The following is a 23,128-nucleotide window of genomic DNA, read 5'->3' as shown; positions in this document are numbered from 1 at the left end:
AAAGGGGCATCACATGCGGGATCCGCACGATATCTACATGAACACGCTCGTTCCCATGGTGGTCGAGCAGTCGAACCGCGGCGAGCGCGCCTTCGACATCTATTCGCGCCTGCTGCGCGAACGCATCATTTTCGTGACCGGCGTGGTCGAGGACAACATGGCCTCGCTCATCGTGGCACAGCTGCTGTTCCTCGAATCGGAAAATCCGAAAAAGGAAATCGCCATGTACATTAACTCGCCCGGTGGCGTGGTGACGGCTGGCCTTTCCATCTACGACACGATGCAGTTCATCCGTCCGTCCGTGGCCACCATGGTCATGGGGCAGGCGGCCTCGATGGGCTCGCTCCTGCTCGCTGCCGGCGAAGCGGGCATGCGCAGCTCGCTCCCGAACTCGCGCATCATGGTCCACCAGCCGTCTGGCGGCTATCAGGGTCAGGTCACCGACATTCTGATTCATGCCAAGGAAGTCGAGGGTTTGAAGCGGCGTCTTAATCAGATCTATGAGAAGCACACCGGCCGCACCTACGAGGAAATCGAGCGCGCGCTCGAGCGCGACAATTTCCTCTCCCCCGAGGAAGCCAAGACCTTCGGCATCATCGACAGCGTCATGGAAAAGCGCGTCGTGCCGGACGCCGCGAGCTGATTGGCCTGCGTTAAGCACATTGCCGATGCGCCGTGGACTGTGATCCATGCGCAATTGCACCAAGCCGGAACGGTCTTTAGGATCGTTTCGGCTTAGACTTTGTTTATGCCTTCAGCGTTACCTTTTCCGATACCGCTGAGTTTTGGGAGCACGCTGCTCCCGGGAGTGACAGGATGTCCAAAGAGACAACGAACGGCGAAACCTCGAAGAACACGCTTTACTGCTCGTTCTGCGGGAAATCCCAGCATGAGGTTCGCAAGCTGATCGCCGGTCCGACCGTGTTCATCTGCGATGAATGCGTCGAGCTGTGCATGGACATCATCCGCGAAGAGAACAAGACCTCCATGGTCAAGTCCTCCGATGGCGTGCCGACTCCTGCAGAAATCTGCAAGGTGCTCGACGACTACGTCATCGGCCAGTTCCGCGCCAAGCGCGTGCTGTCCGTGGCCGTCCACAACCACTACAAGCGCCTGCACCACGCCACCAAGAACCAGGACGTTGAACTCTCCAAGTCCAACATCCTGCTGATCGGTCCCACCGGTTCGGGCAAGACCCTGCTGGCCCAGACGCTGGCCCGCATTCTCGACGTGCCCTTCACCATGGCCGATGCCACCACGCTGACCGAAGCCGGCTATGTCGGCGAGGATGTGGAAAATATCATCCTCAAGCTGTTGCAGTCTGCCGACTACAATGTCGAAAAGGCCCAGCGCGGCATCGTCTATATCGACGAAGTCGACAAGATCAGCCGCAAGTCCGACAACCCGTCGATAACCCGCGATGTATCGGGCGAAGGCGTGCAGCAGGCTTTGCTCAAGATCATGGAAGGCACCGTGGCTTCGGTGCCGCCCCAGGGCGGCCGCAAGCATCCGCAGCAGGAATTCCTGCAGGTGGACACGACCAACATCCTGTTCATCTGCGGCGGCGCCTTTGCCGGTCTCGAAAAGATCATTTCGGCCCGTGGCGAAGGCTCGGGCATCGGCTTCTCGGCCGTGGTCAAGGATCCCAACGACCGTCGCGTCGGCCAGATCCTGGCCGATGTGGCCCCGGAAGACCTGGTGCGTTTCGGCCTGATCCCGGAATTCATCGGCCGCCTGCCGGTGCTGGCGACCCTTGAAGACCTCGACATTGCCGCCCTGATCGAAATCCTGACCGCCCCGAAGAACGCCCTGGTGCGCCAGTACCAGCGCCTGTTCCAGATGGAAGAAGTCGAACTGACCTTCCACGAGGACGCCCTCAAGGCGATCGCCGAAAAGGCCATCGAGCGCAAGACCGGCGCCCGCGGCCTCCGCTCGATCATGGAAGCCATTCTGCTCGACACTATGTACGACCTGCCCTCGCTCGAAGGCGTGGAAGAAGTGGTGATCAGCGAGGACGTGGTGAAGGGCAAGGACGTCCGTCCGCTCTACATCTATTCCGAACGCAAACAGGAAGACGCCCCCGCTACGGCGTGATGCGTCTGGGATAAATTGAAAACGCCGGGCCATGAGCCCGGCGTTTTTTTTTAGCGGATACCCCCTCCCAACCTCCCCCTGATAGGGGGAGGAGCCGCATCGGGGCTTTGGCAACACCGCGCCCCTATCACCGGCCGGATTCCTCCCCCTATCAGGGGGAGGCTAGGAGGGGGTATCCACTAAGACTCTTACGCCGCCACCCTCGGCACCGGCCCCACATAAACCGACATCGGCCTGATCAATCGTCCGGTTTCCGCCTGCTCCCGCGCATGCGCCACCCATCCCGCCACGCGCCCCATGGCGAACACGCAGGTAAACGCCTCCCGCGGAAACCCCAGCGCTTCCAGCAGCAGCGCCGTATAGAATTCCACATTGGTATCGAGCGCTCGATCCGGCTTGCGCAGCCGCAACTGCTGCAGCGCCGCTTCCTCCACCGCCTCGGCCAGCGCCAGCCGGTTCGCATCAATCGCCCCCGATGCCGCCAGCATCCGCACCGCGGCCTTCAGCGCATCGGCCCGCGGGTCGCGCACGCGATAGACCCGGTGCCCGAACCCCATCAACCGCTCGCCATCCCCCAGCGCCGCGCCGATCCACGCCTCGGCATTGCCGGGCGTTCCAACGCCATCCAGCATGTCGAGCACCGGCCCCGGCGCACCGCCATGCAGCGGCCCCTTGAGAGCGCTCAGCGCCGCCAGCACCGACGAGGTCAGCCCCGCCTGCGTCGATGCCACCACCCGCGCCGCAAAGGTCGAGGCATTGAGCCCGTGATCGGCCACCGTCACCATATAGCGATCGAGCGCCGAAACCTGCTCTGCACTGGGCATCGACCCGCGCAGCATGCGCAGCGCATCGGCCGCCTGCGACAGTTCCGGATCAGGCGCGATTGGCGCCAGCCCGGCCTTGAGTCGCAGCAGGCCCGCAGTGAACACGGCCGGGGCCGCCACCAGTTCCAGTGCCGTCGACAAATCGTCACCATCGGGAAGCCGCGCCAGCAGCGCCCGCACGCCCTCCACCGGCGGCAGGTCAACCACTGTCCCGGCCTCGGCCAGATGCCCGAACACCGCCACACGCGCTGCGCCCAAGGCTGCCCGCAAATCGGGCGGGCTGGGCAGGAAGCCGTCGAACAGCAATGCCACCACATCCTCGAAGCGGCTGGTCAGCACCAGGTCGTCCAACGACACCCCGCGCACGATCAGCCGCCCATTCTTGCCGTCCACGTCCGACAGCACCGTCTCAGCCGCGACGACATCCTCGAGACCAGATTTCATAGGTTATCTCCTTGCTTGTTGCCGCCAGGGTCGGGCATGCTGATATTGACGTCAATCTTGACCAATTGGATCAATGTCATGGACTGGCTCACGGCGAGCGAAGCGCTGACCCTGCTGGGTACCCAGCCCCAGACGCTCTATGCCAATGTCAGCCGCGGCCGCATCAAGGCGCGGCCCGATCCATCTGACAGCCGCCGCAGCCTCTATCGTGGCGATGATGTGCGCCGCCTGGCGCAACGGGCCAAGGGTCGGCGCAAGCAGGAAGCGGTGGCCGCGCAGGCCATGCATTGGGGCGATCCGGTGTTGAGCACCGCCATTTCCTCGATCGCGGACGGCCGTCTGCTCTATCGCGGCCACGACGCACGCCTGCTGGCCGAAACTGCGACGCTGGAAGATGTGGCGGTCCTGCTCTGGCAGGCACCGTTGCGCCTCGGTGTTCGGGGCGGAACGGGCAGGGCGCCTGGTCTGCCCGCCGCCTTTGGGGCTCTGGCCGAACAAGCCTGGTTGCCCACAGCAACCATGCAGGCCCCCGCCATGCTGGCCATGGAAGCCGGGCAGGTACTCGGCACGCTGGCCGAGGCTCTGACCGGCAGCGACAACGCCGCCGAACCCCTGCACCGCCGGCTCGCTCTGATCTGGAACCGGCCCGACGCAGCCGACACTATCCGGCGCGCACTGGTGCTGCTGGCCGATCACGAACTCAACGCCTCGACCTTTGCCGCCCGCGTCGCGGTATCCACCGGCGCCTCGCTCTGGGCCGGCACGCTGGCGGCGCTCTCCGCCTTGACCGGCCCCAGCCACGGCCGGGCGTCACGCCTGGTTGCCGCGCTGGTCGAGGATGTGGGCGGCGATCCCGAGGCGCTGCGCGACTGGCTGGGCGAGGGCCGCGCCGTGCCCGGCATGGGCCATCCGCTCTATCGCCATGGCGACCCGCGCTGCGCCGCCTTGCTCTCCGCCTTCGATCCGCCGCCGGACTATGTGGCCTTCCGCCATGCGGCCACGGATTTCACCGGCGAACAGCCCAATGTCGATTTTGCCCTGGCGGCGCTTGTCGCAAGGTTCGATCTCCCCGACGATGCCGCGCTGACCGTCTTCACCCTAGGTCGCTGCGTGGGCTGGCTGGCCCACATGATCGAGCAGATCGACAGCGGCGAGCTGATCCGGCCTAGAGCGCGCTACGTGGGGGCAGGGCCTTCCCAACCCACCAGCCGTCACCCTCGGGCTTGACCCGAGGGCTCTGCACTTACCGAACGCTCAGCAGTGAAACGCCCTCGGGTCAAGCCCGAGGGTGACGATCGAGGTTGAATTGGCTTAGGCGGGTTCGACAAGCTTCGGGTGAGCCGCACCCACCAGCTCCCCATAAAGGTTCTTCGGGTCATCCAGCTCCGGCACCAGATCGACCATCCGCCTTTTGCCCGCCGTCAGGTCATAGACCAGCCGCAGCGCCGAAAAATCCTCAATGGCAAAGCCCACCGAGTCGAAAACCGTAACGTCCGCATCACCGGTCCGGCCGTCTTTCACCCCGGCCAGTACTTCCCACAATTCGGCCACCGGATAGTCCGCCGCCGCCTGCTGGATTTCCCCTTCCACCCGCGTCTGCGGCGTGAATTCGGTGAAATACTTGCCCAAATCGAGAATGTCCCGATGCAGCTCCGTCTTGCCCGGGCAATCCCCGCCAATCGCGTTGATATGCGTGCCGGGCCGCAGCATGCCCGCCTCAATCACCGCCTGCCGCCCTTTGACCGCCGTGCAGACCGTAACGATATCGGCGCCAGCAACCGCCTCCGCCACATCGGTGCAACGCACCAGTGTCATACCGAATCCAGCCGCATTGGCCATGAACTTGTCGACCGCCAGAACATCGGGGTCATGGACCCGGATCTCCTCGATGCCGAGCAATGCCTGGAAAGCCAGCGCCTGGAATTCGGACTGCGCTCCCGCGCCCACCAGCGCCATCACCCGGCTGTCCTTGCGCGCCAACAGGCCGGCCGCAAAAGCCGAGGTCGCGGCGGTCCGCAAAGCCGTCAGCAGCGTCATCTCGCTGATAACCAGCGGATAGCCGCTGGCCACATCGGCCAGCACACCGAAAGCGGTAACGGTCAGCTTACCGGTTTTGGGATTGTTGGGGTGTCCGTTGACATATTTGAAGCTGTAGAGCTGCCCGTCGGATGTGGGCATCAGCTCGATCACGCCCTCGCGTGAATGGCTGGCCACGCGGGCGGATTTCTCGAATTCCGTCCAGCGCGAAAAGTCGTGCCTGACATAGTCGGCCAGTTGGGTGAGAAAGGCCTTTGTGCCGGTGGACCGGACTAGCCTCCTCATGTCTTCGACCCCGATGAATTGCGTCAATTCAGCCTCCCTTTATGCTGGTTGCAGTCTCGCTGATCCGCACCACCTGGCGCGGCATGATCTGGCGGCCGAACAGGCTCGCCGTGAGGTCGACCAGGAGCCGCGCGCTCATGCCGGCATGGTCGAGATAGGGGTTGAGCTCCACCACATCGAGCGAACCCATGGCGCCGCTGTCATGGATCATTTCCATCACCAGATGCGCCTCGCGGAAGGTCAGCCCGCCCGCCACTGGCGTGCCCGCACCCGGCGCAATGGCCGGGTCGATGGCATCGACATCGAGGCTCACATGCAGGTGTCCGCCCACGGCTTCCACCCGCGCCAGCACCTCGCGCATCAGCGCTACCACGCCCATTTCGTCGATGCGGCGCATGTCGATCACGTCGACCCCGCGCCGCTCCAGCAATTGCCGCTCCGGCCGGTCGATGGACCTTGCCCCGAAAATCGTCACATGGCGCGGATCGACCAGCCCGCGCCATTCGCCCTCATAGTCCGGCCCGAAATCCGGTTCGCCGCACAGCAGAGCCAGCGGCATGCCGTGAATATTGCCGGTCTCTGACGTGGCGGGCGTGTTGAAATCGCCATGGGCATCCACCCACAGCACGAAGAGCGGCTTGCCCACAGAAGCGCAATGCCGCGCCACGCCCGAAATCGTGCCCATGGAAAGCGAATGATCGCCGCCGACAAAGGCCGGCAGCCGCCCCGCGTCCAGGCTCGCCAGCGCCTCTGCGCTGCTCTGCCGCGCGATATCCAGCACTTCGGCGTTGCGCTCATCCGACAGCCGCCACGGCGTCCTCGCCCGGTCACTCCCGGTGATGTCGCCGCGATCGGTCACCACATGGCCCAGCGTCGCCAGCGTTTCGACCAGCCCGGCCACCCGCAGCGCCTCCGGCCCCATGCCGCTGCCGCGGCAGGAGGCGCCGGCATCGCTGGGAATGCCGAACAGGTCGATGGCTTGGGCGTCAGGCTGGTTCATTGAACGTCTCCTCGTCTCAAGCCAGCAGGATGCGGCGGGCTCGTGTGTACGAAAAGCCGGAATTATGCTATATCTGCACAGGCAATTGCTCATTCTGCTAAGCCAGGCCGCGCAAAATGATCCTCGATGATCTCGACTACCGCCTCATCGCCCTGCTACGTACCAATGCCCGTACGCCGACCAACAAGCTGGCGCTCGACCTTAAGGTGTCCCGCGCCACCGCCAAGGCGCGCATCGACCGGCTGATGGAAAGCGGCGCCATTGCCGGCTTCACCGTGGTCATGTCGGCCGCGCCGAGCCAGGGCATCCGCGCCATCACCATGGTCGAGGTCGATGGCAAGCACGAAGCCGCGGTCATGAAGCGCCTGCTCGGCATGCCCGAGGTGCGCCAGCTCCACAACACCAATGGCCGCTGGGACATGGTGGCCGAGCTCGAAGCGCCTGACGTGGAGGCCTTTGACGACCTGCTGCGCCAGATCCGCCAAATCGACGGAATCGCCTCGACCGATACAAGCATTCTGCTCAAGGCGCGGCGAAGCGTAGGGTAGGGACCTACATCCACCTCGCAGCCAAGGCACACGCCTGTTTCCGCCCTCGCGCACATATCTCCTGTGCGTTCACGTCTTAACCGTCACAAAAGCGCGAAGGTTGACTTGCGGGCTCCATAGGCGAACCTATTTATTAACCGGAATCAGCCCAGCCTTCGTGCTGGAGCTGTCTATAACGGGCGCGCATCCTTCTCCTTCCTCCCGCGCGCCCCGGAAAGGATACGAGATGACGGACGTCACCCCCGCCACTGGCGATTTCAGCCGGGACCGGGTTTACCCAGTTCTTCCCCTGCGTGATATCGTCGTTTTCCCCGGCATGATCGTGCCGCTGTTCGTCGGCCGCGAGAAATCGGTCAAGGCGCTTGAAGAGGTCATGCGCGACGACAAGCACATTCTCGTCGTGACCCAGAAGAACGCGCAGGATGACGATCCGGCCCCGGACCAGATTTACGCCACGGGCACCATTGCCACCGTGCTGCAGCTGCTCAAGCTCCCCGACGGCACGGTCAAGGTGTTGGTCGAAGGCCTGCATCGCGCCACCATCGACCGCTACCTGCAGACCGACGAATATTTCGAGGCCGAAGCCTCCATCCTGCCCGAGCCGGAGGAAGACGCCACCGAGATCGAGGCTTTGTCGCGTTCGGCCACCACCGAATTCGAGAGCTATGTGAAGCTCAACAAGAAGATTTCGGCCGAGGTCGTCGCTGCCGTCGGGCAGATCGAGAACCACTCCAAGCTCGCCGATACCATTGCCAGCCACCTCGTCATCAAGATCAACGAGAAGGAAGACCTGCTCTCGACCGTTTCGGTCGCCGAGCGCTTCCAGAAGATTTTGGGCCTCATGGAAGGCGAGATCGGCGTGTTGCAGGTGGAAAAGCGCATCCGCTCCCGCGTCAAGCGGCAGATGGAGAAGACGCAGCGCGAATATTACCTCAACGAGCAGATGAAGGCGATCCAGAAGGAACTGGGCGACGGCGAGGAAGGCTCCAACGAGATCCAGGAGATCGAGGAGCGCATCGCCAAGACCCGCCTCAGCAAGGAAGCCCGCACCAAGGCCGAGGCTGAGCTGAAGAAGCTCAAGTCGATGAGCCCGATGTCGGCCGAAGCCACTGTGGTCCGCAACTATCTCGATACGCTGCTCGGCCTGCCCTGGGGCAAGAAGAGCAAGGTCAAGCGTGACCTGGTCCTGGCCGAAAAGGTGCTGGACGAGGATCACTATGGCCTCGAAAAGGTCAAGGAACGGATCCTGGAATATCTGGCCGTGCAGAGCCGCACCGGCTCGCTCAAGGGCCCGATTCTCTGCCTCGTCGGCCCTCCGGGCGTCGGTAAGACCTCTTTGGGCAAGTCCATCGCCAAGGCGACGGGCCGCGAATTCGTGCGCATGGCGCTGGGCGGCGTACGGGACGAAGCCGAAATCCGCGGCCACCGCCGCACCTATATCGGCTCCATGCCCGGCAAGGTCATCCAGTCGCTCAAGAAGGTCGGCAAATCCAACCCGCTCTTCCTGCTCGACGAGATCGACAAGATGGGCCAGGATTTCCGTGGCGATCCCAGCTCGGCATTGCTCGAAGTGCTCGATCCCGAGCAGAACCACACCTTTGCCGATCACTATCTCGAGGTCGATTATGACCTGAGCGACGTGATGTTCGTCACCACCTCGAACACGCTCAACATTCCCGGCCCGCTGATGGACCGCATGGAGATCATTCGCCTCTCGGGTTACACCGAGCAGGAGAAGCACGCGATCGCCAAGCAGCACCTGATCCCCGAGACGCTCAAGGAAAACGGCCTGGCCCATGGCGAGTTCGAGCTTTCCGACGAGATGCTGACCGCTCTGATCCAGCGCTATACCCGCGAAGCGGGCGTGCGTAACCTCAAGCGCGAAATCGGCAAGCTGATGCGCAAGGCCGTGACCGAGATCGTCAAGACCAAGGTCAAGACCATCGTCATCGACGAGGACAAGCTCACCAAGTATCTCGGCGCCGATATCTACAAGCATGGCGAGATCGAAGCCGAAGCGCAGGTTGGCCTGGTGACGGGCCTGGCCTGGACCTCGGTTGGCGGCGAGTTGCTGACCATCGAAGGCGTGATGACGCCGGGCAAGGGTCGTATGACCGTGACCGGCAACATCAAGGAAGTGATGAAGGAATCGCTGACCGCGGCAACGGCCTATGTTCGCTCCCGCTCCATCGATTTCGGCATCAAGCCGCCGATGTTCGACACGCGCGATATCCACGTCCACCTGCCCGAAGGCGCCACCCCCAAGGATGGTCCCTCGGCCGGTATCGGCTTGGCCACTGCCATCGTCTCGGTGATGACCGGCATTGCCGTCCGCAACGATGTCGCCATGACCGGCGAGATCACGCTGCGGGGCAGGGTGCTGCCCATCGGCGGCCTCAAGGAAAAGCTCCTTGCGGCCCTGCGTGGCGGCATCAAAACCGTGCTGATCCCGGAAGAGAATGTCCGCGACCTCGCCGAGATCCCTGACATCGTCAAGGAAGGCATGGAAATCGTCCCGGTCTCCCGCATGGACCAGGTCATCGAGCGCGCGCTTGTCCGCAAGCCCGAGCCCATCGAATGGAACTTCGAGGACACCACGCCTGCGGTCTCGACCACAGTCGACACCGGCGAAGACGCCACAGCCGGCCTGCCGCACTAAGCGGGCCTGGATTGAATGCAAACGGCGGCCCGCAAGGGCCGCCGTTTTGTTTTGGTCCGCGTTTGACGCAATATCGCCCCGGAGTGGAGCCCCCTCGCCCCTTGTGGGAGAGGGGGCAATTTCTTCGTCCAGAAGAAATTGCGGGTGAGGGGGCTGCGTCCTCCCATGCTTCAATGCTGGTGGCTGGCTCCGCGCCCCCTCATCCGCCCTTCGGGCACCTTCTCCCACAAGGGGAGAAGGGGGCACGGGGTCGCTGCGCTATCCCTTCGCCACCAAACTCAGCTTCATCCCCTCCACCATATAGCTCAGCCCGCCCTCGAACACCGCTTCGGTATTGATGGTTCCCGTCTTGAACAACGGCACCAGCGCTTCCGACAACAGGGGGAATGCTGCCACCTCCGCCATCGGGTTGATGCCGGCATCATCTTCCTCGTCGGTGCGTTCGCGCTCGCCCTGTTCCTCCAGCACATAGCCCACCACATAGCGGGTCACCGAGATGGCGATGCCGAAGGCCTCGGCCGGTGAAAAGCCCGCATCGACATAGAGTTGCAACACCTGTTCGGTGTCGGCGAACTCGCTCTCCGATGGCCGTGTGCCGGCCGTGAGGCGCGCACCGTCCCGCACCGACAGCAGTGTCGTCCTGATGCTGCGGGCATTGGCGAAGGTGAAGTCCACCCAATCCTGTCCGGGCGAGGGCAGGCGATGGGTGTGGTAGCGCGCCAGCATCTCGCTGTTCACCGCGTCGAGCAAAGCCGACTTGTTCCTGAAATGCCAGTAGAGCGCCGGTTGCTGCACGCCCAGGCGCTCGGCCAGTTTCCGTGTGGTCAGCTTGTCGATGCCAACCTCGTTGAGCAAGGCCATGGCCTCGTCGACGATACGGCTGCGATCAATCGCCATGACAGATGACCCTCTTGACTTATCGATGATAAAGGAGCTTATCGCCGATAAATTACCTTATCAACGATAATGAAGTCTGGAGGCCAGGATGAACAAGGCCCTGATCGTCATTCTATCCACCGTCGCCCTCGATGCCATCGGGGCCGGCCTGATTTTCCCCATCCTGCCCGACCTGCTGGTCGAGGTCACCGGCGGCGGCGATATCGGCCTGCTTTACGGCCTGATGCTGGTCGTCTATGCGGCGATGCAATTCATCTTCTCGCCCGTCCTGGGCGCCCTCAGTGACCGCTTCGGCCGCCGTCCCGTCCTGCTGCTGTCGCTGGCCGGCACGCTGCTGGACTATCTGGTCATGGCCCTGTCGCCACTCGGCTGGGTGCTGGTCGTGGGCCGGGCCATGGCCGGCATCACCAGTGCCAACATGGCGGTGGCCAGCGCCTATATCACCGACATCACCCCGGCCGACCAGCGGGCGCAGCGGTTTGGCCTGGTGGGCGCGGTCATGAGCACCGGCTTCATCATCGGCCCTGTTATCGGCGGCGTCATGGGTGCCTGGTGGCTGCGCTCGCCCTTCCTGGCCGCCGCCCTGTTCAACGGTCTCAACCTGCTGGTGGCGCTTTTCGTGCTCCCCGAAAGCCGCAAGGCCGCAGCGGGCAAATTCGATCTGAAAGAGATCAACCCGCTACGCCCGCTGCTCTGGCTGTGGAATTTCAAGCCCTTGCTGCCCATGGTCATCGTGTCGGTCGTCTTCGGCCTCGTGGCCGCGGTGCCCGGCACCATCTGGGTGCTGTATGGCGCTGCACGATTCGGTTGGGATTCGGTCCATATGGGCCTGTCCTTCGCTGTCTTCGGCATCTGCGGCACGCTCGCCCAGGCATTTCTCGTCGGTCCGCTGTCGCGCCGCTTCGGCGACCTTGGGACGCTGATGGTCGGGGTCGCCTTCGATACCCTGGCCTATATCCTGATGGCTTTCGCCAATCAGAGCTGGATGGGCTATGCCGTCGCCCCGCTCTTCGCGCTGGGCGGTGTCGCCATGCCGGCGCTGCAATCGCTGCTGACCAGCCGCGTCAGCGACGAGCAGCAGGGCCAGCTGCAAGGCGTCATGGCCAGCCTGATGAGCCTGGCCGGTATTGTCGGCCCGGTGCTGACCACGATCGTGTTCTTCTCGACCAAGGACCTGTGGATCGGCACAATCTGGATCGTGGGGGCAGGGCTCTACCTGCTCGCCACGCCGCTGTTTGCCACGGTGAGGACCGTAAAGCCCGTCCCGGCCTGACATGCCCTCGTGCACACACAAATCGAGTAAGAGGGACATTCCCTAATCGAGTAAGAGGGACATTCCCTCCTACTCTGGCAGTCCAGGCGGCAAGTCCCCCAGCCGCGCCAGCACCTTCGGCTCGTCATAGGTATCGGTCTCGATATCCACCGCCTGCGAAAACGCAAACACGCCGGCGCGTGTCGTCGCCATGCGTTCCGCCAGGATCACCGCATCCTCTGCTGTCTTGGCCGTTCTGGGCTGGTCGGGCGTCAGCTTGCGGCCCCTCAATTGAAAGCCCTGCACGATATAGGCGACCACCATGGGTTCCTCTGGGTTCTGCTGGCTTGGCCTATCACGTTCGCCGCAGTTCGCCGCACGCCAAATGCTCCTGTCGAATTCTGTCAGCACCAATCGTCATAAGGACAGCGGGCTTGTAACGCGCCCGTGAACGCCCTACCTCCATTTGCCGGCTGACGGCGCCATAGGAGCATCCCTTGAACAAGGCCCTTATCGTCATTCTCGGCGCTGTCACCCTCGATGCCGTCGGCATCGGCCTGATCTTCCCCATCCTGCCGGCTTTGTTGCGCGATGTCGGCCACATGTCCGAAGTCGCGACGCTGCTCGGCATTATGCTGGCGCTCTATTCGGCCTGCCAGTTCCTGTTCTCGCCCATTCTCGGCGTGTTGAGCGATCGTTTCGGGCGGCGGCCGGTATTGCTGGTTTCGCTGGCTGGCGCTGCCATCGACTATCTCATCATGGCCTTCGCGCCCCAACTCTGGCTGCTGGTGCTGGGGCGCGCCATTTCCGGCATAACCAGCGCCAATATGGCGGTGGCCACGGCCTATATCACCGACATCTCCAATGAGGAGGAGCGGGCCAAGCGCTTCGGCCTGTTCCATGCCATGTTCGGCATCGGCTTCATCATCGGGCCAGTCCTGGGCGGCATCCTGGGCGATTTCTGGGTGCGCGCGCCCTTCATCGCGGCGGCGCTGCTCAATGGCGTCAATTTCGCGCTGGCGCTGTTCGTGCTGCCGGAATCACGCAAGGGCCAGCCCGGCGCCCAGTTCACCTGGGACACGCTCAATCCCTTCAAGCCCCTCAAATGGGCACTCACCTTCTCGGCGTTGATTCCGCTGATGGCTATCTTCGTCATCATGAATTTCGTCGGCACCATGTATGGCACGATCTGGGCGCTGTTCAGCGAGGACAGCTTCCAGTGGAACGGCATGATGATCGGCCTGTCGCTGGGTGCCTTCGGCGTTTTCCATGCCGGCGCCCAGGCCTTCCTCACCGGGCCGGCCGTTGCCCGGCTCGGTGAACGCTGGGCTTTGGTGGTCGGCATGGCCTGCGAACTCACCGCTTTGGTGATTCTGGGGCTGGCTACGCAGGGCTGGATTCTGTTCGCGCTGGCGCCGCTCTTTGCCCTTGGCGGCATCGGCATGCCGGCCCTGCAGTCGCTCACCACGACTCAGGTGGGGCCCGATAAGCAGGGGCAATTGCAGGGCGTTCTGGCGAGTCTGGTCAGTCTGGCGGCCGTGTTCGGCCCGCTTTTCTTCAGTTTCACCTATTTTGCCATTCGCGGCACCTGGCCGGGCCTGGTCTGGATCGTCGGGGCGGGAATTTACCTGTTGGCACTGCCACTTATGTTGGGAATCAGGCGGCGCGCCCCCCCCATTCCCGCGGTGGGTGAATAGGCTCGGAACGAGCAGGAAAGCCCGGAAAACCGGCGTATATCCACAATCGAGGACTTGCGGGGGCGCAGTTTCCGGTCCATTAACAGCTTTGCACCGTCCGGCCTCGTCAAAACCCCGGAAATCCTTGCCTTTCACGCAGAATCGACCAAGGGTTGCCGCGTTTTAAGGTTCGCCAACGAGGGCGGGCAATTCACTGTGAGGAAACGCTATGAACAAGAACGATCTGGTTGGCGTCGTCGCCGACAAAGCGACGATCACCAAGGCACAGGCCGCTGAAGCGGTGGACGCAGTGTTCGAGGCAATCACCGGCTCGCTGAAGTCTGGTGAAGAAGTCCGTCTCGTTGGTTTCGGCACCTTCGCCGTGTCGCAGCGCAAGGCTTCGACCGGCCGCAACCCGGCCACCGGCGCTGAGATCAAGATCCCGGCCTCGAACCAGGCCAAGTTCAAGCCCGGCAAGGGCCTGAAGGATGCGATCAACTAAGACTGTTTGGGGGATCGGCAGGCCCGACCCCGAAACCGTTATGCTGATCGGCCCCGAGCGCTTTGCGCCGGGGCCTTTCATTTGCCGGTTGACGCTGGCGGGCAGGGGCAATAACAAGGCCACCTTGCAGCGGACCCATGGTCCTGCGGGCGATTAGCTCAGTTGGTAGAGCGCTTCGTTTACACCGAAGATGTCGGCGGTTCGAGCCCGTCATCGCCCACCATTCCCTCGCGTCAATGCTAACAGTACGCTAACACGAGCGGCCATTGCGTGAATCTCACCTTCCGCATCAGATAACGGCCGCTAGCGCCTGTCACACAGGCGCTTTTCCACATCCGACTTCGACATTCATGAAAATGTCGCTTCGATCCCAACTTGCTCGCTTGACTTGGGGCAAGGTGCTGGGTAAACGGACGCCACGTTGCGCGAACGACCAGTTCGCCCGCGCTGCGGGAGTAGCTCAGTTGGTTAGAGCGCCGGCCTGTCACGCCGGAGGTCGCGGGTTCGAGCCCCGTCTCTCGCGCCACCCTTTCCTAGGGTTTGCGCCTTCTCTCTAAAAACAGTTTCAACTTTTGAGTGCCCGAGTTTCAACTTTTTGAACTCGTTGTGTTCTTCACCTTTCCTCGAAAGTGGCCTTTAAGATCAACGCCCTGAAATTGCTGAACTATTTGCGGCGCCTATGCTGTCGCTGCTTCATTTCGTCGTGAAGCGGCTGATCTGCCGTAACCGCAGGCGCATATAGAACGAACTGACGAGCAACTTGCCCCAACCGAGGTTTTGCAAAATGCCCAGTTCCCGCCGCGCCGTCCTGGCCGCACTGCTCGTTCTACCCGCCCTGTCATTCATGCAATGGAATCAGTCGGTTACCGCCGAAGAAGCGCCGGTTGAAATTCCGCCGCCGGCCAAAGACCTCACGGATACCGGCCCATCGGCCACGGCCGTTTTCGCCGGCGGCTGCTTCTGGGGCGTGCAGGGCGTGTTCCAGCATCTGCAGGGCGTCACCCGCGCAGTCTCGGGCTATTCCGGCGGTGCTGCCGAGACGGCCACTTACGAACAAACCGGCAGCGGCACGACCGGCCACGCCGAAACCGTTGAAATCACTTACGATCCGGCCGTGGTCAGCTTTGGCGAGCTGCTACAGGTCTATTTCTCGGTCGCCCATAACCCGACCCAGCTCAACTACCAGGGACCCGACCACGGCACGCAATATCGCTCGACCATCTTCCCGATGAGCGACGAACAGGCCGAAATCGCCCGCGCCTATATCGCCCAGCTCGACGAAACCGGCCTGTTCGAAGGACCCATCGTCACCACGATCGAGCCGTTCCAGGCCTTCTACCCGGCCGAGCAGTACCATCAGGATTTCCTGACGCTGAATCCGACCTGGCCCTATATCGTGTTCAACGACCTGCCCAAGATCGCTGCGCTCAAGGCGCTGTTTCCTGAGCAGTATCGGGATGAACCGGTGCTTGTCGGCACGCTCTAGGCGGCTTGTCCGGCAAACTGTGACCGATCGGCAACGCGACGGCGCTGCCCTATTTTGGCCGTCTGAGGGGCGGGTTTTCGCCGGCAAACCCGAGCAAAACCGCTGCTGTTGGCTGTTCCCGAAACCCGGAATTATCGGGTCGCATTCCGGGAAAAGCCCCCATGACCCAAGGCGGAACCGGCACGATAGCGCCGCGTTCATCAAGTCGAACGGTCCAGTAGCAAGGAGAACAGCGATGAGCTTGTTCAACAAAATGGCGCTTGCGGCGCTCGCCACGACCATCCCGATGGGCACTGCTTTCGCGGCGGACCTGATCACGGTCCCCACCAGCACCCCGGTCGAGATGCCGATCTACGAGGAACCCGGTTTTGACTGGAGCGGCTTTTATGCCGGCGTCTATGGCGGTGCCCAGAACGGGTCCGACAGCGGTACGCAATATGGCCTGGGCGTCCAGGCGGGTGTGAACGCCCAGTTCGACTTCTATCTTCTGGGTGCGGAAGTGGCCGTTCATGGCCTGACCGGCGGCGATGCCGTGGGCGAAACCACTTATGGCCAGATTCTCGGCCGCGCTGGTCTCGTGGTCAGCGATGACGTGCTGGTCTATGCCGCCGGCGGTTACGGCATCGATCTTGGCCCGCCCGATGAGCAGGACCTGCTGCTCGGCGGCGGCGTGGAGCTGGCGGTTACCGACAGCATCACCGTCGAGGCCCAGTACCTGCACGGCTTCCCGCTCAATGACGGGACCAATAGCAAGAACCAGTTCACGGTCGGCGCCAACTTCCACTTCTAACGCCGTCAGAATCACTATCCTGGAAACGGCCTCGCTTCGGCGGGGCCGTTTCTGTTTGCGGCTCAGGGCTGCTTGACGGAACGACTCAGTCATGCCCAGATGCGGCATCCCGTCGCCATATTGGGCCGCTCGTTAGATCAAATTTGTCTCAAATTGGGCCAATTGCGCGGCATTGGCGCAACACCTGCCCTCAAATGGTCATCTAGCGTTATCCGCATTGCCGAATTTGAGCGACCAGAGGCTTGTCACGCGCGTTATGCTCAGGCATCTAGTCGGTCGACTACGGTTAACTCTATGGGAGTGCAAGATATGTTTGTACGTTCGCTTTCTCTCGGTGTGGCTGCTGCCGCGCTGCTCGCTGGTGGTGCTCAGGCCGCCGATCTCATCATCCCGACCACCCCGCAGCCGATCTATGAAGCTGCCGGTTTCGATTGGGAAGGTCTCTATGTTGGTGTTCGCGCTGGTGGCCAGTTCACCGGTACCGACGCCAGCCTCTACGCCGGCTATCCGGTCAGCACGACTTCGGGCGTTCTCGGCGCTGCCGTCGGCGTGAACTTCATCCCCGTCGATCCCTTCCTGATCGGCGCTGAAGTCACCGGCGACTACATCTGGAACAACGCCTTCAGCACCGGCGAATTCTTCGCCAACCTGCGTGCTGGTGCTGTCGTGACCGACTCGGTCCTCGTGTACGCCATCGGCGGTATCGGTACCAACAACCGTACCGGCTTCAACCAGGGCGTCTACCAGCTCGGCGGCGGTGTTGAACTGGCCGTGACCGACTCGGTCACCGTTCGCGGTGAACTGGTTGGCCAGGGCGACTTCGACGGTGCCAACGACGCTTTCTTCGAAGGCGCCAAGGCCACCGTTGGTGTGTTCTACCACTTCTAAGTTTTGCAATCGGGCAGGGCGGCTTGCCGCCCTCCCGACCTAGCGTCTTGCAAACCCAATTCGGCGAACCGCTAATCCGGTTCGCCGTTTTGTGTTTTCAGGTTCGCTTCGGACCGGCTGCTTTCGGGCCGTTTCAAAATGCCCTTGAATCCGAGCATGCCGTTGCCGGCCGGGTGATGTCGACATGATCGATATTGCGGGTTTTGTTCGGGACATACATGATTGTTCCCCTCATATTTTCTTTCCCTTGAAACCGAGTAGCCAAAGGTCTAAGCCCAAGCCATCAATGTTTGCGTTGGTTCGCTCGCCCCAATTGCTTGCGTAATCCTCGCCCCGGTCGCCCGGCCGGACTAGAAACAGGCTGCCGCATGACTGACCTGCTCAGCGACTATCTGCCGATTGTCATATTCCTTGGCCTGGCCGGCCTTATTGGTCTGGCCCTGCTGATTGCCCCCTTCATTGTTGCGGTCAAAAATCCCGATCCCGAGAAGGTTTCGGCATTCGAGGCTGGCTTTGACGCCTTTGACGATGCGCGCATGAAGTTCGACGTGCGATTCTACCTCGTCTGTATTCTCTTCATCATCTTCGACCTTGAAGTGGCGTTCCTGTTCCCCTGGGCCGTTGCCTTCCGTGAGGTTGGCTGGTTCGGTTTCTGGTCGATGATGATCTTCCTCGGCGTGCTGACCGTCGGCTTTATCTATGAATGGCGGAAAGGGGCCTTGGAATGGGATTGAGCGAACAGAACGGTACGCTGGTCGCGCCGCGCCCCACAGGCCTCGTCGATCCGCGCACCGGCAAGACGGCCGGCGCCGCCGATCCGTTTTTCACCGATGTTACGGACGAACTGGCCGACAAGGGCTTCCTGGTTTCGACCGTTTCGCAACTGGTCAATTGGGCCCGTACCGGCTCGTTGATGTGGATGCAGACGGGCCTGGCCTGCTGCGCCGTCGAGATGATGCAGATGTCGATGCCGCGCTACGATATCGAGCGTTTCGGCACAGCGCCGCGCGCCTCGCCGCGCCAGTCCGACGTGCTGATCGTGGCCGGCACGCTGACCAACAAGATGGCTCCGGCTCTGCGCAAGGTCTATGACCAGATGCCCGAGCCGCGCTACGTCATCTCCATGGGTAGCTGCGCCAATGGTGGCGGCTACTATCACTATTCCTATTCGGTCGTGCGGGGTTGCGATCGCGTTTTGCCGGTGGACGTTTACGTCCCGGGCTGCCCGCCCACGGCCGAAGCGCTTCTTTACGGCATTCTGTTGCTGCAAAAGAAAATCCGCCGCACCGGCACAATCGAACGCTAGGATCACCCAGAATGGATGAAGTAATCCAGGTCGATCCGCTTGTGGACCTTGGCGAGCACATTGCGCGCGCGCTTGGCCCGGCGATCCTGTCGCAGGAAGTTGCCTTTGGCGAACTCACCCTGACGGCCGAAAGAGACGCGATTGTGGCCGTGGCCACTTTCCTGCGCGACGACCCGCGCTGCCGGTTCATCAGCTTCGTCGATGTGTGCGGTGCCGACTATCCCGCGCGCGACGAGCGATTCGATGTCGTCTATCACTTCATGAGCCCGCATCTGAACCAGCGCATCCGCATCAAGGTTTCGGCCGATGACGTGACGCCGGTTCCGAGCATTACGGGGGTTTTCCGCGGTGCCGAATGGTTCGAGCGCGAGGCGTACGACCTCTACGGCGTGCTGTTCTCGGGCCATGGCGATCTGCGCCGCATCCTGACCGATTATGGTTTTGACGGGCATCCGTTGCGCAAGGACTTCCCGACCACCGGCTTTGTCGAGGTGCGTTATGACGAGGAGCGTAAGCGCGTCGTCTACGAGCCGGTCAAGCTGATGCAGGAATATCGTTCGTTCGACTATCTGTCGCCTTGGGAGGGTACGGATTACGTGCTGCCCGGTGACGAGAAGGCCAAGCAATGACTGTTGAAGCCGAAGTCAGAAACTTCACCATCAATTTCGGGCCGGTCCATCCGTCGGCCCACGGCGTGCTGCGCCTGATTCTGGAGCTGGACGGCGAAATCGTCGAGCGTGTCGACCCGCATATCGGCCTGCTGCATCGCGGCACCGAGAAGCTGATCGAATCCAAGACCTATCTGCAGGCCGTGCCTTATTTCGACCGGCTCGACTATGTGGCGCCGATGAACCAGGAGCATGCCTTTGCCCTGGCCGTCGAGAAGCTGCTGGGCCTCGAAGTACCGCGCCGCGGCCAGCTCATCCGCGTGCTCTATTCGGAAATCGGGCGCCTCTTGGCCCACCTGATGAACGTGACCACGCAGGCCATGGATGTGGGTGCGCTGACGCCGCCGCTCTGGGGCTTCGAGCAGCGCGAAAAGCTGATGGTGTTCTATGAGCGCGCTTCGGGCGCGCGCATGCACGCTGCTTATTTCCGCCCCGGTGGCGTCCACCAGGACCTGCCACAGGCGCTGATCGACGATATCGAGACTTTCTGCACGACCTTCCCCAAGGCGCTGGACGATATCGACAAGCTGCTGACCGAGAACCGCATCTTCAAGCAGCGCAATGTCGATATCGGTGTGGTAGACCTCGAAGACGCCTGGAATATGGGCTTTTCCGGTGTGATGGTGCGTGGCTCGGGCGCTGCCTGGGACCTGCGCAAGAGCCAGCCCTATGAATGCTATGCCGAGATGGATTTCGACATTCCGATCGGCAAGAATGGCGACTGCTACGACCGCTATCTCATCCGCATGGAAGAGATGCGCCAGTCGACCCGCATCATGCAGCAGTGCATCGCCAAGCTGAATGCCGCCGATGGCAAGGGCCCGGTCTCCTCGCTCGACGGCAAGGTCGTCCCGCCCAGCCGTGGCGAGATGAAGCGGTCGATGGAAGCGCTGATCCATCACTTCAAGCTTTACACCGAGGGCTACAAGGTGCCGGCCGGCGAGGTCTATGCCGCCGTGGAAGCGCCCAAGGGCGAATTCGGCGTCTATCTGGTCAGCGACGGCACCAACAAGCCCTATCGCTGCAAGATCCGCGCGCCGGGGTTTGCGCATTTGTCGGCCATGGATTTCCTGTGCCGCGGCCACATGCTGGCTGACGTCTCGGCTATCCTTGGCTCGCTCGATATCGTGTTCGGAGAGGTTGATCGCTAATGGTTGCGCGTCGCCTTGCGGACGAGTCGGTTCAACCGGCCGCGTTCGCCTTTACTGCTGAAAACGCCAAATGGGCGGAGTGGAAGATCGGGCTTTACCCGACCGGCCGTCAGCAATCTGCCGTCATTCCGCTGCTCATGCGGGCGCAGGACCAGGATGGCTGGGTCAGCCGCGCGACGATCGAGACGATCGCCGACATGCTCAGCATGGCCTATATCCGCGTGCTGGAAGTGGCGACGTTCTACACCCAGTTCCAGCTGCAGCCGGTGGGCAGCCGCGCCCATATCCAGGTTTGCGGCACCACGCCCTGCATGCTGCGTGGGGCGGGCGATCTGATCGACATCTGCAAGTCCAAGATCCATCCCGATTCGCATCACCTCAACGCCGATGGCACGATGAGCTGGGAAGAGGTGGAATGCGCCGGCGCCTGCGTCAACGCGCCGATGGTGACGATCTATCACGACACCTATGAAGACCTGACGGCCGAGCGTTTCGAAGAGATCGTCGATGCTTTCGCCGCCGGCAAGGGCGATACGATCAAGCCGGGTCCGCAGATCGACCGACTAACTTCCGCGGCCGAAGGTGGCCGCACCACGCTGCTCGAAAAGCCGAGCGCCAAGCGTACCAAATTCGTGCCGCCCCCGCCGCCGGCCGATGCCGCGGCGCCTGTGGCCGCCGCACCCGCCCCGACCACGGCGTCCAAGCCGAAGGATGTGAGCGAGGAAGCTGCACCGGCCCTCAAGGGCACGCCGAAAGGTGCCAAGGTTTCCCAGGCCAAGGCCGAAGGCGAGCGCAAGGCCGCCAATGCTTCGGCCAAGGCCAATGGCAAGCCTAACAAGGCGATGCGCGAAGATGCGACCGGTGCCGAATCCAAGGCCGCCAAGATCGATGGCGGCAAGGCACCGGGCAAGGCCACCAAGGCTGCTCCTGCTGTAGGCGCAATGACCACCAGCGCCGCCAAGGGCAAGGCTGCAAAGCCGGCCAAGGCCGCTCCCGCCGAAGTGAATCCGGTTGCTGAAAAGGGCGGCTCCGCGCCGCTGTTCAAGGCGCCCAAGGGGACGCCTGATGATCTCAAGCTAATCTCGGGTGTTGGCCCGGTGCTCGAAGCGCGTCTCAACGCCCTGGGTATCACCAAATGGAGCCAGGTGGCCAAGTTCACCGCCGGCGACATTGCCAAGGTCGAGGACTCGCTGAGTTTCAAGGGCCGCGTGGCTCGTGACAACTGGCTGGCCCAGGCCGCCGCGCTCGCCAAGGGTGGCGAGGCCGAATATATCCGCGTCTTCGGCAAGAAGCCGCGTTAGGAGTATGAAGAGTGCTCGCTGACAAGGACCGCATTTTCACCAATCTCTATGGCCAGGGCGACTGGACGCTCGAAGGTGCGCGTGCGCGCGGCGCCTGGGTAGGGACCAAGGAATTCATCGATGCCGGTCGTGACTGGATCACCAATGAGGTGAAGGCCTCGGGCCTGCGTGGCCGCGGCGGCGCCGGTTTCCCGACCGCGCTCAAGTGGACCTTCATGCCCAAGGTCAATGACGGCCGCCCGCATTATCTGCTGGTCAACGCGGATGAGAGCGAGCCAGGCACGTGCAAAGACCGAGATATCCTGCGGCATGATCCGCATCATCTCGTGGAGGGCTGCCTGCTTGCCGCCCGCGCCATGGATGCGCATCTCGCCTTCATTTATGTGCGCGGCGAGTTCATCCGCGAGCGCCAGCGCCTCGAGGCTGCGGTCGAGCAGGCCTATGAGGCCAAGCTGATCGGCAAGGACAATATCCACGGCTGGGACCTGGATATCATCGTCCACCACGGCGCCGGCGCCTATATCTGCGGCGAGGAAACCGCACTGATGGAGTCGCTGGAAGGCAAGAAGGGCCAGCCGCGCCTGAAGCCGCCATTCCCGGCTGGCATGGGTGTCTATGGCAACCCGACCACGGTCAATAACGTCGAATCCATCGCCGTCGTGCCGGAAATCCTGCGCCGTTCGGGCGCCTGGTTCGCCTCGATCGGCCGCGCCAACAATACCGGCACCAAGCTGATGTGCGTTTCCGGCCATGTGAACAAGCCGGCGACCTTCGAAGAAGCCATGGGCGTCACTTTCGAAGAGATCATCGAGAAGCATTGCGGCGGCATCCGCGGCGGCTGGGACAACCTGCTCGCCGTGATCCCCGGCGGCGCCTCGGTACCCTGTGTGCCGGGCGAGAAGATGCGCAATGCCGTGATGGATTTTGATGGGCTGCGCGAAGTGGGCTCGTCCCTCGGTACGGCTGCCGTGATCGTCATGGACAAGCAGACCGACATCATCAAAGCCATCTGGCGCCTGTCGGCTTTCTACAAGCATGAGAGCTGCGGCCAGTGCACGCCGTGCCGCGAAGGCACCGGCTGGATGATGCGCGTCATGGAACGCATGGTCGAAGGCCGCGCCCAGAAGCGCGAAATCGACATGCTGTTCGAAGTGACCAAGCAGATCGAAGGCCACACCATCTGTGCGCTCGGTGATGCCGCGGCCTGGCCGATCCAGGGCCTGATCCGCAATTTCCGCCACGTCATCGAAGAGCGGATTGACCAGTATACGTATTCGTCCACCAGCGACGGCGCCGTGCCGTCGATCGCTGCGGAGTAGG

At 62.5% G+C, this 23,128-nt stretch carries 22 protein-coding genes and 2 tRNA genes; 19 read left to right on the top strand and 5 right to left on the bottom strand.

Features of this window, described 5'->3' with window-relative positions:
- The first annotated feature begins 13 nt into the window (after positions 1-13).
- Both FPZ08_RS06085 and clpX read left to right on the top strand, forming a co-directional pair.
- Positions 14-643, top strand: a complete 630-nt coding sequence (locus FPZ08_RS06085; protein WP_146289151.1) for an ATP-dependent Clp protease proteolytic subunit — start codon at positions 14-16, stop codon at positions 641-643.
- A 173-nt stretch (positions 644-816) separates the two neighbouring features.
- Positions 817-2,094 (top strand): ATP-dependent Clp protease ATP-binding subunit ClpX, encoded by a 1,278-nt coding sequence (clpX, locus tag FPZ08_RS06080; protein ID WP_146289150.1) that lies wholly within the window; start codon positions 817-819, stop codon positions 2,092-2,094.
- Between the two features lie 188 nt (positions 2,095-2,282).
- On the opposite strand, the gene FPZ08_RS06075 is transcribed toward clpX, so the two are convergent.
- Entirely contained in the window at positions 2,283-3,362 is a 1,080-nt protein-coding gene (locus tag FPZ08_RS06075) for a citrate synthase/methylcitrate synthase (protein ID WP_146289149.1), read from the bottom strand.
- Positions 3,363-3,440: 78 nt separating this feature from the next.
- Here FPZ08_RS06075 and FPZ08_RS06070 point away from each other — a divergent pair, with 78 nt between their 5' ends.
- Positions 3,441-4,589, top strand: a complete 1,149-nt coding sequence (locus FPZ08_RS06070) for a citrate/2-methylcitrate synthase (RefSeq protein ID WP_146292967.1) — start codon at positions 3,441-3,443, stop codon at positions 4,587-4,589.
- A gap of 84 nt (positions 4,590-4,673) precedes the next feature.
- Here FPZ08_RS06070 and FPZ08_RS06065 read toward each other — a convergent pair whose 3' ends face one another.
- Both FPZ08_RS06065 and rocF read right to left on the bottom strand, forming a co-directional pair.
- A complete protein-coding gene (locus tag FPZ08_RS06065; protein ID WP_146289148.1) occupies positions 4,674-5,711 on the bottom strand; it encodes an ornithine cyclodeaminase in 1,038 nt (345 codons plus the stop codon).
- 1 nt (position 5,712) lies between these two features.
- Positions 5,713-6,684, bottom strand: a complete 972-nt coding sequence (rocF, locus tag FPZ08_RS06060; RefSeq protein ID WP_146289147.1) for an arginase — start codon at positions 6,682-6,684, stop codon at positions 5,713-5,715.
- Between the two features lie 116 nt (positions 6,685-6,800).
- On the opposite strand from rocF, the gene FPZ08_RS06055 reads away from it, so the two are divergent.
- Positions 6,801-7,232: an Lrp/AsnC family transcriptional regulator gene (locus FPZ08_RS06055; protein ID WP_146289146.1), complete on the top strand. Its 432-nt coding sequence runs from the start codon at positions 6,801-6,803 to the stop codon at positions 7,230-7,232.
- A gap of 226 nt (positions 7,233-7,458) precedes the next feature.
- Positions 7,459-9,891: an endopeptidase La gene (lon, locus tag FPZ08_RS06050; protein WP_146289145.1), complete on the top strand. Its 2,433-nt coding sequence runs from the start codon at positions 7,459-7,461 to the stop codon at positions 9,889-9,891.
- A 258-nt stretch (positions 9,892-10,149) separates the two neighbouring features.
- Here the strand turns inward: lon and FPZ08_RS06045 are convergent, their stop codons facing one another.
- The gene (locus FPZ08_RS06045) at positions 10,150-10,788 is read right to left on the bottom strand and encodes a TetR/AcrR family transcriptional regulator C-terminal domain-containing protein (RefSeq protein ID WP_146289144.1); all 639 of its coding nucleotides are present in this window, start codon (positions 10,786-10,788) and stop codon (positions 10,150-10,152) included.
- An 88-nt stretch (positions 10,789-10,876) separates the two neighbouring features.
- On the opposite strand from FPZ08_RS06045, the gene tet(30) reads away from it, so the two are divergent.
- Positions 10,877-12,061 (top strand): tetracycline efflux MFS transporter Tet(30), encoded by a 1,185-nt coding sequence (tet(30), locus tag FPZ08_RS06040; RefSeq protein WP_146289143.1) that lies wholly within the window; start codon positions 10,877-10,879, stop codon positions 12,059-12,061.
- A 69-nt stretch (positions 12,062-12,130) separates the two neighbouring features.
- On the opposite strand, the gene FPZ08_RS06035 is transcribed toward tet(30), so the two are convergent.
- The gene (locus FPZ08_RS06035; protein ID WP_146289142.1) at positions 12,131-12,364 is read right to left on the bottom strand and encodes a hypothetical protein; all 234 of its coding nucleotides are present in this window, start codon (positions 12,362-12,364) and stop codon (positions 12,131-12,133) included.
- A 173-nt stretch (positions 12,365-12,537) separates the two neighbouring features.
- Here FPZ08_RS06035 and tet point away from each other — a divergent pair, with 173 nt between their 5' ends.
- From tet to nuoF, 13 genes are all read left to right on the top strand, one after another.
- A complete protein-coding gene (tet, locus tag FPZ08_RS06030) occupies positions 12,538-13,737 on the top strand; it encodes a Tet(A)/Tet(B)/Tet(C) family tetracycline efflux MFS transporter (RefSeq protein ID WP_146289141.1) in 1,200 nt (399 codons plus the stop codon).
- 208 nt (positions 13,738-13,945) lie between these two features.
- Positions 13,946-14,218, top strand: a complete 273-nt coding sequence (locus FPZ08_RS06025; protein WP_056234092.1) for an HU family DNA-binding protein — start codon at positions 13,946-13,948, stop codon at positions 14,216-14,218.
- Between the two features lie 147 nt (positions 14,219-14,365).
- Positions 14,366-14,441 (top strand) — tRNA-Val (locus FPZ08_RS06020).
- A 226-nt stretch (positions 14,442-14,667) separates the two neighbouring features.
- Positions 14,668-14,744, top strand: a tRNA-Asp gene (locus FPZ08_RS06015).
- A 258-nt stretch (positions 14,745-15,002) separates the two neighbouring features.
- Positions 15,003-15,704 (top strand): peptide-methionine (S)-S-oxide reductase MsrA, encoded by a 702-nt coding sequence (gene msrA, locus FPZ08_RS06010; protein WP_146289140.1) that lies wholly within the window; start codon positions 15,003-15,005, stop codon positions 15,702-15,704.
- Positions 15,705-15,939: 235 nt separating this feature from the next.
- Positions 15,940-16,494, top strand: a complete 555-nt coding sequence (locus FPZ08_RS06005) for an outer membrane protein (protein ID WP_186767224.1) — start codon at positions 15,940-15,942, stop codon at positions 16,492-16,494.
- Between the two features lie 309 nt (positions 16,495-16,803).
- Positions 16,804-17,382: an outer membrane protein gene (locus FPZ08_RS06000; protein WP_146289138.1), complete on the top strand. Its 579-nt coding sequence runs from the start codon at positions 16,804-16,806 to the stop codon at positions 17,380-17,382.
- 368 nt (positions 17,383-17,750) lie between these two features.
- Positions 17,751-18,116, top strand: a complete 366-nt coding sequence (locus tag FPZ08_RS05995; RefSeq protein ID WP_146289137.1) for an NADH-quinone oxidoreductase subunit A — start codon at positions 17,751-17,753, stop codon at positions 18,114-18,116.
- A complete protein-coding gene (locus FPZ08_RS05990; protein WP_146289136.1) occupies positions 18,107-18,688 on the top strand; it encodes a NuoB/complex I 20 kDa subunit family protein in 582 nt (193 codons plus the stop codon). The genes FPZ08_RS05995 and FPZ08_RS05990 overlap by 10 nt, the downstream gene beginning before the upstream one ends.
- A gap of 11 nt (positions 18,689-18,699) precedes the next feature.
- Positions 18,700-19,317 (top strand): NADH-quinone oxidoreductase subunit C, encoded by a 618-nt coding sequence (locus tag FPZ08_RS05985; protein WP_146289135.1) that lies wholly within the window; start codon positions 18,700-18,702, stop codon positions 19,315-19,317.
- Entirely contained in the window at positions 19,314-20,507 is a 1,194-nt protein-coding gene (locus FPZ08_RS05980; RefSeq protein WP_146289134.1) for an NADH-quinone oxidoreductase subunit D, read from the top strand. Before FPZ08_RS05985 ends, FPZ08_RS05980 begins: the two co-directional genes overlap by 4 nt.
- Positions 20,507-21,808 carry an NADH-quinone oxidoreductase subunit NuoE gene (gene nuoE / locus FPZ08_RS05975; protein WP_146289133.1) on the top strand — a complete coding sequence of 434 codons (1,302 nt, stop codon included), beginning with the start codon at positions 20,507-20,509 and terminating at the stop codon, positions 21,806-21,808. Before FPZ08_RS05980 ends, nuoE begins: the two co-directional genes overlap by 1 nt.
- An 11-nt stretch (positions 21,809-21,819) precedes the next feature.
- Entirely contained in the window at positions 21,820-23,127 is a 1,308-nt protein-coding gene (gene nuoF, locus FPZ08_RS05970; protein WP_056234053.1) for an NADH-quinone oxidoreductase subunit NuoF, read from the top strand.
- The last annotated feature ends 1 nt before the right edge of the window (position 23,128 follow it).

The organism is Devosia ginsengisoli (assembly GCF_007859655.1).
Lineage (GTDB): Bacteria > Pseudomonadota > Alphaproteobacteria > Rhizobiales > Devosiaceae > Devosia > Devosia ginsengisoli.
This window is presented reverse-complemented; position numbering and strand designations above follow the sequence as displayed.

Excerpts from the sequence above, each read along its gene's own strand:
- FPZ08_RS06000 (WP_146289138.1), top strand. The coding sequence starts at position 16,804 with ATGTTTGTACGTTCGCTTTCTCTCGGTGTGGCTGCTGCCGCGCTGCTC.
- nuoE (WP_146289133.1), top strand. The coding sequence starts at position 20,507 with ATGGTTGCGCGTCGCCTTGCGGACGAGTCGGTTCAACCGGCCGCGTTC.
- FPZ08_RS06055 (WP_146289146.1), top strand. The coding sequence starts at position 6,801 with ATGATCCTCGATGATCTCGACTACCGCCTCATCGCCCTGCTACGTACC.
- FPZ08_RS06025 (WP_056234092.1), top strand. The coding sequence starts at position 13,946 with ATGAACAAGAACGATCTGGTTGGCGTCGTCGCCGACAAAGCGACGATC.
- FPZ08_RS06085 (WP_146289151.1), top strand. The coding sequence starts at position 14 with ATGCGGGATCCGCACGATATCTACATGAACACGCTCGTTCCCATGGTG.
- FPZ08_RS06075 (WP_146289149.1), bottom strand. The coding sequence starts at position 3,362 with ATGAAATCTGGTCTCGAGGATGTCGTCGCGGCTGAGACGGTGCTGTCG.
- rocF (WP_146289147.1), bottom strand. The coding sequence starts at position 6,684 with ATGAACCAGCCTGACGCCCAAGCCATCGACCTGTTCGGCATTCCCAGC.
- FPZ08_RS05985 (WP_146289135.1), top strand. The coding sequence starts at position 18,700 with ATGGATGAAGTAATCCAGGTCGATCCGCTTGTGGACCTTGGCGAGCAC.
- FPZ08_RS06045 (WP_146289144.1), bottom strand. The coding sequence starts at position 10,788 with ATGGCGATTGATCGCAGCCGTATCGTCGACGAGGCCATGGCCTTGCTC.
- FPZ08_RS05995 (WP_146289137.1), top strand. The coding sequence starts at position 17,751 with ATGACTGACCTGCTCAGCGACTATCTGCCGATTGTCATATTCCTTGGC.
- FPZ08_RS05990 (WP_146289136.1), top strand. The coding sequence starts at position 18,107 with ATGGGATTGAGCGAACAGAACGGTACGCTGGTCGCGCCGCGCCCCACA.
- FPZ08_RS06005 (WP_186767224.1), top strand. The coding sequence starts at position 15,940 with ATGAGCTTGTTCAACAAAATGGCGCTTGCGGCGCTCGCCACGACCATC.
- FPZ08_RS06035 (WP_146289142.1), bottom strand. The coding sequence starts at position 12,364 with ATGGTGGTCGCCTATATCGTGCAGGGCTTTCAATTGAGGGGCCGCAAG.
- lon (WP_146289145.1), top strand. The coding sequence starts at position 7,459 with ATGACGGACGTCACCCCCGCCACTGGCGATTTCAGCCGGGACCGGGTT.
- FPZ08_RS05980 (WP_146289134.1), top strand. The coding sequence starts at position 19,314 with ATGACTGTTGAAGCCGAAGTCAGAAACTTCACCATCAATTTCGGGCCG.
- msrA (WP_146289140.1), top strand. The coding sequence starts at position 15,003 with ATGCCCAGTTCCCGCCGCGCCGTCCTGGCCGCACTGCTCGTTCTACCC.
- clpX (WP_146289150.1), top strand. The coding sequence starts at position 817 with ATGTCCAAAGAGACAACGAACGGCGAAACCTCGAAGAACACGCTTTAC.
- FPZ08_RS06070 (WP_146292967.1), top strand. The coding sequence starts at position 3,441 with ATGGACTGGCTCACGGCGAGCGAAGCGCTGACCCTGCTGGGTACCCAG.